This is a genomic window from Rhodococcus sp. As11, from assembly GCF_048957735.1.
GTDB lineage: Bacteria > Actinomycetota > Actinomycetes > Mycobacteriales > Mycobacteriaceae > Rhodococcus > Rhodococcus gordoniae.
The window spans coordinates 157182-170332 of sequence record NZ_JARDJE010000007.1; the positions used below are offsets into that span (position 1 = coordinate 157182).

Annotated in this window: 13 protein-coding genes; 5 read left to right on the plus strand and 8 right to left on the minus strand. The window is 64.7% G+C overall.

The window, feature by feature from the left end:
- Window positions 1–148: 148 nt before the first annotated feature.
- The 5 genes from PV766_RS11760 (at window position 149) to PV766_RS11780 (ending at window position 3829) form a co-directional block, all read left to right on the plus strand.
- Window positions 149–1525, plus strand: coding sequence for an MFS transporter (locus PV766_RS11760; RefSeq protein ID WP_242496614.1), 1377 nt, complete (start codon window positions 149–151; stop codon window positions 1523–1525).
- Window positions 1526–1628: 103 nt separating this feature from the next.
- Window positions 1629–2252, plus strand: coding sequence for an HD domain-containing protein (locus PV766_RS11765; RefSeq protein ID WP_165369182.1), 624 nt, complete (start codon window positions 1629–1631; stop codon window positions 2250–2252).
- A 39-nt stretch (window positions 2253–2291) separates the two neighbouring features.
- Window positions 2292–2426, plus strand: a complete 135-nt coding sequence (locus PV766_RS11770; RefSeq protein ID WP_277986173.1) for a hypothetical protein — start codon at window positions 2292–2294, stop codon at window positions 2424–2426.
- Complete coding sequence (locus PV766_RS11775; RefSeq protein ID WP_207213462.1) at window positions 2423–2896, plus strand: hypothetical protein; 474 nt, start codon at window positions 2423–2425, stop codon at window positions 2894–2896. The genes PV766_RS11770 and PV766_RS11775 overlap by 4 nt, the downstream gene beginning before the upstream one ends.
- Window positions 2897–3040: 144 nt before the next feature.
- Window positions 3041–3829, plus strand: coding sequence for a TetR/AcrR family transcriptional regulator (locus tag PV766_RS11780; protein ID WP_129975950.1), 789 nt, complete (start codon window positions 3041–3043; stop codon window positions 3827–3829).
- A gap of 21 nt (window positions 3830–3850) precedes the next feature.
- On the opposite strand, the gene PV766_RS11785 is transcribed toward PV766_RS11780, so the two are convergent.
- The 8 genes from PV766_RS11785 to PV766_RS11820 form a co-directional block, all read right to left on the minus strand.
- A complete protein-coding gene (locus PV766_RS11785; protein WP_165369181.1) occupies window positions 3851–4714 on the minus strand; it encodes an alpha/beta hydrolase in 864 nt (287 codons plus the stop codon).
- 40 nt (window positions 4715–4754) lie between these two features.
- Window positions 4755–5696, minus strand: coding sequence for an NAD-dependent epimerase/dehydratase family protein (locus PV766_RS11790; protein WP_242496612.1), 942 nt, complete (start codon window positions 5694–5696; stop codon window positions 4755–4757).
- Complete coding sequence (locus tag PV766_RS11795; RefSeq protein WP_129975427.1) at window positions 5693–6487, minus strand: hypothetical protein; 795 nt, start codon at window positions 6485–6487, stop codon at window positions 5693–5695. Before PV766_RS11795 ends, PV766_RS11790 begins: the two co-directional genes overlap by 4 nt.
- Window positions 6488–6580: 93 nt before the next feature.
- Window positions 6581–8425 carry a flavin-containing monooxygenase gene (locus tag PV766_RS11800; RefSeq protein WP_165369180.1) on the minus strand — a complete coding sequence of 615 codons (1845 nt, stop codon included), beginning with the start codon at window positions 8423–8425 and terminating at the stop codon, window positions 6581–6583.
- Between the two features lie 116 nt (window positions 8426–8541).
- A complete protein-coding gene (locus PV766_RS11805; RefSeq protein WP_129975423.1) occupies window positions 8542–9009 on the minus strand; it encodes a VOC family protein in 468 nt (155 codons plus the stop codon).
- A gap of 30 nt (window positions 9010–9039) precedes the next feature.
- The gene (locus PV766_RS11810; RefSeq protein WP_129975421.1) at window positions 9040–9933 is read right to left on the minus strand and encodes a cyclase family protein; all 894 of its coding nucleotides are present in this window, start codon (window positions 9931–9933) and stop codon (window positions 9040–9042) included.
- A gap of 359 nt (window positions 9934–10292) precedes the next feature.
- Window positions 10293–11213, minus strand: coding sequence for a TIGR03619 family F420-dependent LLM class oxidoreductase (locus PV766_RS11815; RefSeq protein ID WP_129975419.1), 921 nt, complete (start codon window positions 11211–11213; stop codon window positions 10293–10295).
- A gap of 32 nt (window positions 11214–11245) precedes the next feature.
- The gene (locus PV766_RS11820; RefSeq protein WP_421097057.1) at window positions 11246–13144 is read right to left on the minus strand and encodes a flavin-containing monooxygenase; all 1899 of its coding nucleotides are present in this window, start codon (window positions 13142–13144) and stop codon (window positions 11246–11248) included.
- Between the last annotated feature and the right edge of the window lie 7 nt (window positions 13145–13151).

Consider the following 13151-nt stretch of genomic DNA (forward strand, 5'->3'; position numbering starts at 1 on the left):
ATGCCCCCGACCGCACTCCGAATCGGTCAGGTGCAGAAGGCCGATGGCCCCACGACGGCACTGTGTCCCTCGAACAGCCGTCGCACACCGCGCGCCTGCTCCTCCGTCCCCTCAACCCCACAGCATGCTCCCGACAAGGAGAACCGGCATGACCGCCTCGCCAACGCAGAACGACCCCTCGGGAAGGCCGACGCCGCCGAACCTGCCTCGGGCCAAAGGCCGAGCTCGGATGATCATGGCCGTCAACATGGGAAACACGTTGGAGTGGTTCGACTGGACCGTGTTCGCGATCTTCGCGGTCTACTTCTCCAACCAGTTCTTCAACTCCACCAACGAAGTATCGAACCTGTTGTCGACGATGGCGGTGTTCGCGGTCGGGTTCGTCATGCGCCCGATCGGCGGCCTGCTCTTCGGGCTGGTCGCCGATCGCCGCGGCCGCAAATTCGTCATGGTGCTGACCATGACCCTCGTCGCAGTATCGAGCGTCCTCATCGCGATCGCGCCCACTTATGAGCAGATCGGTGTGTTCGCATCGCTGTGGCTGCTCGTCGTCCGCTGCGTTCAGGGTGTCGCGCACGGTGGTGAGCAGGGCGGTTCGTACACCTACATCGCCGAGGTGGCACGGCCGGACAACCGCGCGCTGTGGGGTACCACTGTCATCATGTCCACCGTCGGCGGAACCGTGCTCGCCACCCTCCTGGGTGCGTTGATGCGTACCGGGATCGACTCCCAAACGATGGCCGACTGGGGCTGGCGAATCCCGTTCCTGATCGGTGGTGTACTCGGCTTCTTCGCCCTCTACCTCCGCCGTGGCCTCGAGGAATCCGAAGCCTTCACCGATCAGGCCGCCGAGGCCGTGAGCGCGGGGGCACCGTCGTCGGCCCGCTCCGCACTCCGGGACATCTGGGCGCAGCGCACCTCGATCCTGCGCGTCGTCCTCCTTGTCGGCGGCACATCGGTCTTCTCGTACACCTGGTCGGTGAACGCGCCCGCGTACGCCATCAGCTTTTACAACGTGAACGACAAACTGGCGATGTGGGCCGGCGTGGTCGCCAACGTCGTCTTCATCCTCGCTCTCCCGCTCGCGGCACTGCTGGCCGACCGGTTCGGACGTCGCCCCAACAACATCGTGTGGGGACTGCTGGTGGCCCTGCTCGCCTTCCCCCTGTCCGGCATGCTCGACGACTCGGCCGTCACCCTGGTCGTGGCGATGTCCCTGGCGCTCGTCATCCAGGCACTCGCGGCCAGTACGCAGGTCGCCTGGTTCGCCGAACTGTTCTCCACGAAGTCCCGCGCGGCAGGTACGGGAATCGCCGTGTCGCTCGCGGCCGCGATCTTCGGAGGTACTGCGCCTTACCTCAATTCGTGGCTGACCGCCCGCGGCACGCCGGACCTGTTCACCTGGTACGTCATCGTGCTCGCACTGGCTGTTGCCGCCGCCGCCTACTTCACTCAGGAGACCAAGGGTTTGGTCCTCACCGCGGAGAAAGACGCCCCGAGCGAAACCACCGTCCGCTCGGCCTGACTGCCGCGGGCCGACTCACACCGATCACCTACACCGACACCGATCACCTACACCGACACCGACACCGACACCGACACCGACACCGACACCGAAGGAAACTGACATGGTCGACAACACCCGTACCGTCGAATTCTCCCGGATGGACGACGCCACTGCCGCGGAGATGGAACTGATCCGGGACGAGGCCGCGATTCATCGACGCGACCATTGGCTAGGGACGGTGGTGCGTCTGCTCGAGTCGATGAAGGGCTACACCTTCGGTTACCGCGTCGATCGCTACGAGCATTCGTTGCAGTCCGCGACCCGCGCGCACCGGGAGGGCGCCCGTGTCGATCTGGTGATCGCCGCACTGCTGCACGACATCGGCGACGATCTCTGCCCGGACAATCACAGCGAGGTCGCCGCCGCCATCCTGCGACCGGTCCTCGACGACGAGGCGGTGTGGATCGTCAAGCACCACGGTGTCTTCCAGACCTACCACTACGGTGACAAGCTCGGCATTCCGACCGACAGTCGTGACCGGTACCGGGACTCGCCGTACTTCGACAGCTGCGCCCACTTCTGCGCAGCCTGGGACCAGGAGTCGTTCGACCCCGACTACGATTCGGAACCTCTCGAGTTCTTCATGCCGATGCTCGAGGAGGTCTTCTCCCGCCCACCCCGCACGTGGGGTGACCAGAACCTGGCGTGGTCGAAAGAACCCGCCGACGACCCGCAGTCCGCATAATCCGCACACCCATCGCTTCCGCACAGGAGGACCCAGTCCATGAGTTCGATCGACGTGGAGAACGACGCCAACGCACAGCCGGACCCCGAGGAGGGGTGGATGTCGATGGGTGATGCGCTCGCGATCGAAGACAGTTACCTCACACCGGTCGCCCGCATTGCGATCGCGTCATGAGAGTCAAGACCGTCGACGTATTCACCTGCCGGGAAATCCTGCGGATCCGGTCCGGAATCGAACAGTACGCGTTGCCGGAGGGGTTCGGTGAGTATTACTGGGCCGAACTCCTCAGGGACTGTTCCGAATCCGACGCCCTCGAAACCACCTGGGCGCATTACCGCACGAGCACACGACCCTTGACCCCGGCAGACATTCTCGGGCAGGTCGAGTCGCGACGCGCGGCCCGGGTAGCAATGGTTGTAAGGATCGCCGATCGCCTGCTCGGTGAACGTACACAGTTCGGCTGGACCGCAGAGCAGCTCGCCCAGTGGAAATCCACCTTCGAAACCGAGATCGGCAGAGGAGCGGAGGTCGAGGATGCGCGCGAGTGTGCGGACCACGACGTTTGCGGTGCAAGCGATTCGGGCGATGACGCCGCCGCAGAGATCGCCCCTCCGATAGCCCTGGCCCCTCCCCCCGCCGACTGAGCCACGCAACGACCCCATTCGGGAGCGAGGAACCCGGCGCCGCCACCGAGGTAAAACAGCCCTGACCCGCTGATAGCCTCGTGGCGGCACCTACACGAATCGTCCGCATACGAGAGGTAAACAGTGACAGCCAGCCGGCGTCAGATGATCCTGGCCGAATCGGCTCGGTTATTTTCCGAACGAGGCATCTCGGCCACCACGATCCGCGAGATCGCCGATGCGGTGGGCCTGAACTCCGGGACTTTGTATCATTACTTCGACTCCAAGGACGCGATCGTCTCCGAGATCCTGAGGAGTTTCCTGACGGACCTGGTAGGCAGTTACACAAACGCCTTGACCAGCACCGGAACGGCCCGTGGCCGTCTCGAACTCATAGTCCGGGTTTCCCTGGAAGTTGCAAATCAGCACCCCTACGCTACGGAAATCTATCAGAACGAGTTCGACAACCTCGGTGCACTTCCCGAGTATGCGGAGATCGCCGGAGCCGTAGAGTCCTCCCACCGGGTGTGGTTCGATGTAGTCGATGAAGGCGTGCGTGGCGGTGAATTCAAGTCCGGTATCGACGTCTTCGAATTCCAGCGGATGATGCGAGAGTGCGTCTTCCAGTCGGTCAGGTGGCACCGGGACACGCTCGCAGCCGACATCGAATCTATAACGGCTACCGTCACCTCGGTGTTCCTCGACGGGTTCGCTCCGGAACGAACCGGCTCATCCGATGTGCCGACGCCACCGTCGTCGACGGATGCGCGGCGCGAACCGGTACCGGCTACGAGTACCGGTCCGGAGTCACCCGCCGACACACTGGACGGCCTTCGTTCCGAACTCGACGAACTGCGCTCCGACATGCGTGCCATGCGGAGCCTTATGGAGACGTTGTCCACAGAGCACGACACGACCGATGACACCACTACCGAGGGTTCTACGGACAGGTAGAACCCTCGGCCCACACAGTCATCAGCCCTGTCCGGTCCGTTCGATCGACTGGACGAACCGAGAACACGACTCGATCGACGCGACGGAGACGCTGTGGTCGGGGTAGATCAAGGGCCAAGTGTGTCCTTGATCCGCAACCACTTCCAGCGTGCAGGTGACATTCGCCTTCGCGAGTGACCCGACCAGCCCGAGTGCATCACCGACCAGCGCCTCGTTGCCGCCGACCTGGATCAGGGTGGCCGGGAATCCGGTGTGATCGGCCAGCAACGGCGACGCCAGCGGGTCACTTGCAGGGGCGCCCTGCAGGTAGTCCTCGCGTGCCGACTCAGCCGTCGCCAGCGGGAAGAAGACGTCGGGTGCGGTCTCGTAGAACGGCGACGAGCAGTGCAGGTCGAGCCACGGCGACAGCAGCATCAGCCCGTCAGGAGTGCGCAGACCGCCCGTCTTTGCCGCGACGATCACCGCAGCGGCGAGACCGGCGCCTGCCGAGTCACCGGCAAGAACGATCGGTCCCTCCGCCGCGGACGTGAGTGCCTCGTAGACAGCGATGGCGTCGCGCAGCCCGGCCGGAAACGGGTTCTCCGGCGCGAGCCGATACCGCGGCAGGACGACCGTGGCGTCGGCGCCGGCCGCGATCTTCGCCGCGTAGGCGTTGTATGCCTCCGGACTACCCATCCGGTATCCACCCCCGTGCAGGTAGAGGATGGTGGCCCGGTCGCCGGCCCGAAGAGTCCGGCACGGCACACCCGCGAACTTTGCATCACCGGCCGTGACCCCCAGCGCGGGGTCGATCTCGGTCGCGGCGAACATCGCGCGGCGGTCCAGCAGTTCCGGACCCGCCGGCCTACCGGCCCGTTCGGCAGGCAGCGACTCGTGCACTGTCATCGGCATGTCGTCTCCCAAATGATGTTCTACGAAAGGATGCTCACGAGCGGACGGTCTCGATGAGCTTGTCCGGATGACGAGCGGCAACCGTCCGGCGGATGCCTTCACGCCAATCCACCGTGCACGGCCCGGTGATGGAGGCACGCAGCGTGGTGTCCGCGATGGATCCGCGCAGCGTTCCCTCGATCGGAGTCACGTCGACGACGGGCTCGACCCCCATCAACTCGCCGGCGTAGGCCGCCCACTCCTGCACGCTCACCGGTTCGTCGCCACCCCAGTTGACGATGAGAGCAGGTGTGGAGGCTGCCTCGAGCAGGGCACCGACCTGGGTGTTGATGTCGTCCTCGTAGATCGGGCTGTACATGCACGGATCCCAGCGGGTGGTGATCGGCCGGCCGTCAGCGATGGCGTCGACGTGCATGGCCGGGAGTCCCCCGTTGGGCCCGTACGACGCGTTCATCCGAGCGATCGTCACCGGAACACCGAAGGCGCGGGCGGCGAACCGCGCGGTGGCCTCCTGGCTGATCTTCGACATCGAGTAGGTCGGGGTGTGGGTGCTGTTGCACTCGCCCAGCGGTGACTGTTCGGTGAACAGGTACATCGGGTCGTCCTGCGGGCGGTAGACCGAATGGGTGGACATCACGAGTGCGCCCTTGGCGGACCGGCAGTGCTGCAGGAGAAGTCCGGTGCCTTCTGCGTTGGCGCGGATCGCGGCGTCGTAATCCCAACCCGGAGCCAGACTCGCCGCCAGATGTACGACGTACGTGAAATCCTCGGGTACACCGTCGAAGTCGCCGTTGCCGAGATCGCAGGTGATCGGGACGATTCCCGCTTCGCTCACCCGCTGCCGGTCGTCGGGCCGGCTGTAACGCGCCAGTCCCCACACCTCGTTCTCGGCCGCCAGCGTCCTCGCGATCGGGAACGCGATCTGACCGGTCACCCCGGTCACCAGGATCTTCTCACCGCTCAACACAGGTCTCACCACAATTCGTCGGTGTACTTGTCCGTACCGACCACAGTCGGGATGAACGGCGACGCGAAGGTGACCGTGCCCGCACCCGACTTCTCGATATCCGTTGCGTAGTCGACGATGTGCTGCCAGCTCGCGGTCGGCTCGTCTTCGAGAAACAGCATCTGAAGGATGCGGTCGGTGGTTCCGCCGTCGTTGCCCATCTTCATCGGCACATTGTGGTCGGAGGGCCAGGGCTTCATTCGCCAGCTGCTGATCAGATCGACGGCACCCTTGCCGACCAGGGTCTCGGCCGGTCCGTTGTCGATCATGTCGATAGCGGCGGCGCGGTCGACGCCCTCTGCTGGTTCGATCATCACGGTGACGAGGCCGCCGTAATGGTGATCGTGTGCGAGTTCGAGAGGGACGCCGTCCTCCTGCGCAGAGACGGTCGAGTCCGGCAGGTACTGGCCGGTGTGGACGTGCTCACGCTCGGCGAAGCCGCGGCCGGCGGCGTACAGTTCGCCGACCTGCTTCTGCGCCCACGCGTCTGCGACTTCCGCATCGGGCTCGTGTACCCAGTAGATCGCAAGGTACGAACCATTCTCGGTCTTCGTCGCGACCGGTCCGGTCTCCGGGAAGCGCAGGTCCTTCAGAGCCTTCGTGGCGACCCAACGGCTGCCGGTGAACCAGCCCGGACCGACCATGCAGCCCGAGTAGCGGTGATCGCGCTCGTACCAGCGGTTGTACTCGACCTCATGACCGCGCGACGGATCCACCATGGTGAACAGTGCGTAACCGAGTCGCACCGGAGTCAACGTCATTACTCTCTCCTGACTTTCGTGAACCGGACGCACGGGCAGCCGGAAGGTCGGCTGCCCGCAGTCCTCGAGAATTCCTGTCGGTATGCCGCCGGCTCAGCGGGTCGCGGCGATGCCGTCGAAGGTGTCGTCCTCACGCCACTTCTCGAGCATCTCGAAATATTCGTAGCCGGGTCCGTACAGACCGCCCGCAAGGGTGCTGCGCTTGTCGTCGACACGGCCCTCGTTGTTGTAGTGGCCCGGAGTGCACGAGAGGTTCCATTCCCGTCGCATCTCCGCGTGTTCGGCGATGGTCGCGTTCCAACCTGCCTCGGCCTCGGCGGTCGGTTCGATGGCCCGGATGTCCTCCTTCAGGCACTTGCCGACCATGTAGACCATGTGCCGGGCCTGGTTGTCGATGAGATTCGAGATGTTCGAAACCTGGGTCGACTGAACGAACCCCAGGAAGAACAGGTTCGGGAAGTCCTTGCTGAGGAAGCCGTGGTAGGTGCTCGCGCCCTCGGCGAACTTCTTCGACAGCCGGTTGCCGTCGCGGCCCAGCACGTCGTAGCCGGCCTTGTCGGTCCAGGTGCGTCCCTGCTGGAAGCCCGTCGCGTAGATGATGAGGTCGACCTCGTACTCGCGGTCGCCGACGACGATGCCCTCCTCGGTGATCCGGTCGATCGGCGTGGTGGAGGTGTCGATGATGTGGACGGATTCCTTGTTGAACACCGGAAGGAAGTCGTCGCTGAAGCCCGGTCGCTTGCACATGGTGCGGTAGTAGGTCTTGAGTTTGTCGGCCTTGGCCGGATCCTTGACGATGGCGTCGACCCGGTCGCGCAACATCTCGTTCCACTCGTAGTCCGAGCGCTCCATCGCGTCCATGTACTGCTCGAGGGTCGGTTCCGCACCGCCGGCCTCGTAGATCTTACGCATCTGGTACTTCGCGAACTTGATCCAGCCGTCGTCGACGTCGCAGTCGACGGTGGCGCGGTCCATCGCGCACTTGTCGAAGGAGACACGACGCTCCTTCTGCCACCCCGCGGGCAGGGACTTGAACCATTCGAGGTCGGTCGGGGCGTTCTCGCGGGGCGCGATCTGGCTGGGCGTGCGCTGGAAGACGACCAGCGACTTCGCGTGCTCGGCGAGGTGCGGGATGGCCTGGATGCCGGTGGCACCGGTGCCGATGATGGCCACGCGCTTGTCGCGGAGCCCGGTCAGATTTCCGGTGGTGTCGCCGCCGGTGTAGTCGTAGTCCCACCGGCTGGTGTGGAAGCTGTGGCCGGCGAACTTCTCGATGCCCGGAATGCCAGGCAGCTGAGGGCGGCTGAACAGGCCGCTCTGCGTGGAGACGAAGCGGGCGCGGAACACATCGCCGCCGTCGGTGCGCACCGTCCACCGCGCGGTGTCCTCGTCCCATTCCATCTCGGTGACCCGAGTCTGGAACAGGGCGTGCTCGTACAGGCCGAACTGCGTGCAGAGGGACTGGGTGTAGGCGAAGATCTCGCTGCCGCGCGTGTATCTCTCGGTGGGGATGTAACCGGTCTCCTCGAGGTACGGCAGGTAGATGTACGACTCGATGTCGCAGCGCACGCCCGGGTAACGGTTCCAGTACCAGGTGCCGCCGAAATCTGCTGCGACGTCCAGGATCTTGAAATTCGTGACGCCGATCTTCTTCAGCTCGATGCCGGTACTGATGCCCATGAAGCCCGCGCCGATGACGAGCATGTCCAGGTCGGCGGTCTGCGGCGGCGTGGTGCGCGGACCGTCCGCGTACGGGTCGGCGTCGTAGTCCGCGAATTTGCCTTCGAAGTCGATCGCCTGGAAGGTATCGGCACCGGTGTTCGGCAGGCGCTTGTCGCGCTCTTCGGCGTACTTCGCGCGGAACCATTCGAGGTCGTCGACCTTGCGCTGGGGTTCCCAGAGGTGTGGGTCGCGTGCGGTGGTGTCAGGAGCGGTCATGAAAGTCCTTTGGTCGTCACTGCGTCGAAGTGCGCGATCCGGCGGCGGAGGGGATTCGTCGCTGTGACGCATTCAGCGAGGTATCGAGGGGAAGCCGTAGTCCGGCGCAGGCCCGGTCACCAGGGGGTGCCGGCAGGGATGTGCATGAGTTCGACGCGGTTGCCATCGGGGTCGGCCACGAACACGAACTGCGGCGCGGTCGGATCGCCCAGACCGGCGCGGGTCTCCGGCACCAGCGTGCCGCCGTATTCGCACAGCGCGTCGGCCGCGGCGTCGATGTCGTCGGCGAAGAACGACAGGTGGGTCATGCCCAGATGGTTACGACGGGTGGGAGGCGTACCGATCACACCGGGCTGCCGGTAGGACAGCAGTTCGATGCGCAGTCCGTCCTTCTCCAGGAAGGTCGAGGTGAGGCTGCACGGTGCATCCACCTCAGGGATCTGCTCGTCGATGTCGTATTCCATGATCTTGATGAAACCCAGTCCGTCGCAGTAGAAGCGAAGACTCTTGGCGAGATCGGAGACACACAACCCGACATGGGAAGTGCGGTACGTGTGCACGGTGGCTTCGGTGTTCGCAGTCATCCGGAGGTCCTGTTCGTGTGAGGGGTGCGGTCAGCCGACGGCGACGGGGGTAACCGGGCTCGCCGTTCCGCCGGTGATCTTCAGGGCGCCGATGGTCAGCAGGAACTCGTAGCATCTGTCGGCGGCGAGTTCTGCGAGGTTCATGTTCTCGACCAGGTAGATGCCGTGCTCGACGAGCAGGATGATGTGTCCGCCGAGGTAGACATTCTGATCGAAGGGGATCGGCTCGATCGCTGCATTGTCGGAACCGACCAGCGCGACGTCCTTCTCGGCGAGGAAGGCAGCCGCTTCGAGGCCGATTCCTGGTTGCGGCATCATCTCGCCCTGGTTGACCAGATAGTCCTCCAGCCATCCCGTGCGGATGAGCACCAGGTCGCCCGTCTGCAGTTCGACGTCCTGATCGTCCAGCGCCTTCTGCAGGTCGGCGACGGTGATGACGTAACCCGGTTCGAGCAGGTCGACGCCCTTCGAGGTGGCGACGTCGATGAGGACGCCGCGGCCGGCGATGCCGCCGACCTTGTCGATGCTGCACTTGGCCGCACCCGAGTACGGGGTGACCTGATCGGCGGGGTAGCCGTTGTAGATCTTGTTGTCGGCGTAGACATGACACAGTGCGTCCATGTGCGTCGAGGTGTGCGACGGCATGACGAGCTGGTCCTCGTTGGCACCCACGCCCGGGGCACCGCCGTTGGCGCGCGCCATCGCCTCGTCCTGATGGTTGGTCAGGGTCAGCCGCTGCGGGATTCCGCGGTATTCGAGGTTCGGCACGCCGGATCGCTGGATCGGGATGCTGAGACTGTAGGTCTTGCCCGTCTTGGGCAGGCGAAGGGCGGAGAGGACCCGCTCCGGTGTGAGGTGGTTGAGGGCGCCCAGCTCATCCGCTTCGCCCCAGCGGCCCCAGTTCGACTTACGCGTGCTCAACATCGACTCCTCAACATCGGGTCCTCGGTAACGAGGTTCGGGGGTGGTTGTCGGTCGGTTCGGGACGTGCCGGACAGCAAGTACGAATCGAATCCATGAACGACGACATCTACCCACACGACTTGTGACCGGACTCACTGTAGCCACCGGCTACGTTTGCGTCAACAACTCGGCCCGAATTCGGTTCGGCTTCGAGCGGGATTCCGCCACTGCGTAGCACGGGACCGCGAAAGAGCGGTCACAAGTAAGGATTCAGAATCCACCTGGCATAACAGGCCGCACATTTCCCATTGACATATCTGCGTCCACGTGTCCACGCGGGGACGGGCCGCAGAACGCGACGCAGATCCCCGGCCTCGACGTCAACCCGACTGCGGCCGGATGATCTGCTCCCCGAATCCGGCGACGAACTCCGACGCGGCATTCATCGACCGAGCGTCGGCATGCACACACAGATGCGTGACACCGACCTCCGCCAGTTCGCCGGCCTGCTCGACGAACCGCATCACGGAGCGGGAATCGGCGAGATCGACCGGCGGGGCGCCCACCTGGATCGAGATCTGCGCCGGGTCGCGCTCGGCGCGCAGCAGCTCGTCCCGCAGGCGCACCACGCCCCGACGCAGATCCTCCACGCCCGCCATCGAAGCCGTCCGAACGGAGGACGTCATCCGCTCGGACCCGATGACCGGGCACCACCCCTCCCCCGCGCTCACCACCCGCCTGATCGCGGCACGACTGTTGCCACCGATCCACAGCGGCGGATGCGGTTGCTGCACAGGACCGTACAGACGCATTTCCCCGGTACCGCCGAACCTTTCACCGGTCACCGGTGTCGACGGCGAGAACCAGATGTGCCGCAGTGCATCGATGGCCTCGTCGAAGAGTGCGGCGCGGTCGTCGAAGCTCACACCCAACGCGGCGAATTCCGATCGCAGGTAACCTGCCCCCACCCCCACGACCAGGCGTCCCCCGGACAGAAGATCGAGAGTGGTCAGCGCCTTGGCGGCGAGATACGGGTTGCGGAAGGGCAACACGTAGAGGTTCGTCATCAACTTCAACGATGTGGTGGCCGCCGCCGCGTACGCCAGCGCGACCGCCGGTTCGAAGCTGTCGTGCCCACCGGCCTCGAACCACTTCGCGGACGGTGCCGGATGATCGGCCAGACACAGCGCCTCGAAGCCGTGATCCTGCGCTTCCCTGCTGATCCGAGCGAGCACGGGACCCTCACGGAAACAGGGAGCCGCACCTGCGACGTCGCCGGGATACTCCAGAGTGAACCGCATCTCGGTGGTCCTTCGTTCGTGGACCCGGGGCCCTACGGCGCCTCGGTGAAGTCGTAGTGCGACTCGTCCGGGCTCTCGCACAGTTCGTAGTACTTCTCACCGTTCCACGGTGCATTCATCTGCAGCCGGCCGAACTCGTTGACGTAGTAGTTCTTCTCCATCGCCGAGTTCGGCATCAGGTAGATGAGCTTCTTGGCCTCTTCGTGCAATTGCTCGTTGTACTCGTCGAAGGCGTCCTTGCGGATGACCATCGACGCCCGGCCCTTCTCGAGCATCCCCACGATGCACTCGGCGATGTACCCTGTCCAGACCTCGAACCACACCGGCAGACCTGCACCGCTGGCCACCGGCTGCGAGTTGGGGCCGTACAGCATGAACATGTTCGGGAAACCCGGCACGGTCATGCCGAGGTGTGCCTGCGCACCCTGCGCGGTCCAGACGTCTTCGAGGGTCACACCACCGAGGCCGAAGTATTGCGTCGGCCAGATGTACTTCTCCGTTTGGAAGCCGACCGCGGCGATGACCAGTTCCGTCTCGCGGTCCTCTCCGTCGGCGGTGACGATGGAGGTGTCCGTCATCCGCTCGATCGGGGTCGTGACGAGTTCGACGTTGTTCCTGGTCAGCGAGGCGTACCAGTTGTTGTCGACCACCGGGCGTCGCGTCATCGGCGGGTAGTCCGGGATCAGCTTGTCGAGGAGGTCCTGCCGGCCGTCGACCTGGGCCGAGATGTAGCCGACCAGGATCTTGCGCAGCATGTCGTTGCGCTTGCTGATCTGCCCGCCGTTCGCGATCCACTCCGCGTCCGGCATGAGCACGTTCCGCAGGTCGATGGTCGCGAGGCCGGCGACGTACTTGTTCCAGTTCCAGTAGAACGGCATCTTCTGAATCAGCCACTGCAGCTCGTCGGAGATCGGCACGCCGTAGTTGGTTCGCGGCGAGATCCACTGCGGTGTGCGCTGATACACCGTCACGGATTCGGCCTTCTCAGCGATCTTCGACAGCAGCTGCACGCCGGTCGAGCCGTTGCCGATCACGGCGACCTTCTTGCCGGCGTACTCGACGTCCTCGTTCCACCGGGCGGTGTGCACGATCTGGCCGGTGAAGTCGGAGACGCCCTCGACCGAGAGTTCACGCGGCGTCGCGAACACACCGCTGGCGGCGACGACAACGTTCGCCTCGACCTCGGTGACGGACTCCTCGCCCTGCACGGTCAGTGTCCAGCGCTGCGTCGGTTCGTCGAAGCGGGCTTGGGTGACGTCGGAGCCGAACCGGATGTGTTCGTACACACCGTACTTGTGCGCCACGTGGTCGATGTACGCGCGCACGTCGGACTGTCGGGCGAAATACTCGGTCCACGGGTACTTCTTCTCGAAGGCGTACTCGTAGGTGAAGCTCACCGTGTCGACGCGCACGTCGGGGTAGGTGTTGATGCTCCACACCCCGCCGACCTCGGCGCGACGCTCGTAGATCGTGAACGGGACGCCGAGATTCGCCAGCTGCACACCCATGGCGATACCGGCGAAGCCGGCACCGACGATCGCGACGTGGTAACCCTCCGGAATCACCTTCTCCCCGTGCCATTGTGCCTGATAGGGCAGGTCGGAGAAGGCCGGGAGCTTGTGCCGCATGATCAGATCGTCGGACGCGAGAGTGCGGGCTTCCGCCATCTCGAGCAGCTCGACGATCTCGTCCCGCGACGGGACCGGCAGCGCCGACTCGTCCGGTTCGGTGAGCAGGTACTCGACGGCCTTCGCGCGGATGAGCGCGGTGTCCTCGTCGGAGAACACGATCGCGTCCGTCGTCGGGCCGAAGACGCGTTCCGGGGTGATCGCGGCGATCTCCGCGTCGCGGGTCGCCTGGTACAGCGCCATCCGCAACGCATTGGTGTCGGCGCACTCGACGGCGCGCTCTATGAAGCTACGTCCTGGCATGGGAACT

What these genes read in the sequence shown, in the direction of transcription:
- PV766_RS11785 (WP_165369181.1), bottom strand. Translation starts at nt 4,714, where the DNA reads ATGACAGTGCACGAGTCGCTGCCTGCCGAACGGGCCGGTAGGCCGGCG.
- PV766_RS11795 (WP_129975427.1), bottom strand. Translation starts at nt 6,487, where the DNA reads ATGACGTTGACTCCGGTGCGACTCGGTTACGCACTGTTCACCATGGTG.
- PV766_RS11815 (WP_129975419.1), bottom strand. Translation starts at nt 11,213, where the DNA reads ATGCGGTTCACTCTGGAGTATCCCGGCGACGTCGCAGGTGCGGCTCCC.
- PV766_RS11760 (WP_242496614.1), top strand. Translation starts at nt 149, where the DNA reads ATGACCGCCTCGCCAACGCAGAACGACCCCTCGGGAAGGCCGACGCCG.
- PV766_RS11775 (WP_207213462.1), top strand. Translation starts at nt 2,423, where the DNA reads ATGAGAGTCAAGACCGTCGACGTATTCACCTGCCGGGAAATCCTGCGG.
- PV766_RS11805 (WP_129975423.1), bottom strand. Translation starts at nt 9,009, where the DNA reads ATGACTGCGAACACCGAAGCCACCGTGCACACGTACCGCACTTCCCAT.
- PV766_RS11800 (WP_165369180.1), bottom strand. Translation starts at nt 8,425, where the DNA reads ATGACCGCTCCTGACACCACCGCACGCGACCCACACCTCTGGGAACCC.
- PV766_RS11770 (WP_277986173.1), top strand. Translation starts at nt 2,292, where the DNA reads ATGAGTTCGATCGACGTGGAGAACGACGCCAACGCACAGCCGGACCCC.
- PV766_RS11820 (WP_421097057.1), bottom strand. Translation starts at nt 13,144, where the DNA reads ATGCCAGGACGTAGCTTCATAGAGCGCGCCGTCGAGTGCGCCGACACC.
- PV766_RS11810 (WP_129975421.1), bottom strand. Translation starts at nt 9,933, where the DNA reads ATGTTGAGCACGCGTAAGTCGAACTGGGGCCGCTGGGGCGAAGCGGAT.
- PV766_RS11765 (WP_165369182.1), top strand. Translation starts at nt 1,629, where the DNA reads ATGGTCGACAACACCCGTACCGTCGAATTCTCCCGGATGGACGACGCC.
- PV766_RS11780 (WP_129975950.1), top strand. Translation starts at nt 3,041, where the DNA reads ATGATCCTGGCCGAATCGGCTCGGTTATTTTCCGAACGAGGCATCTCG.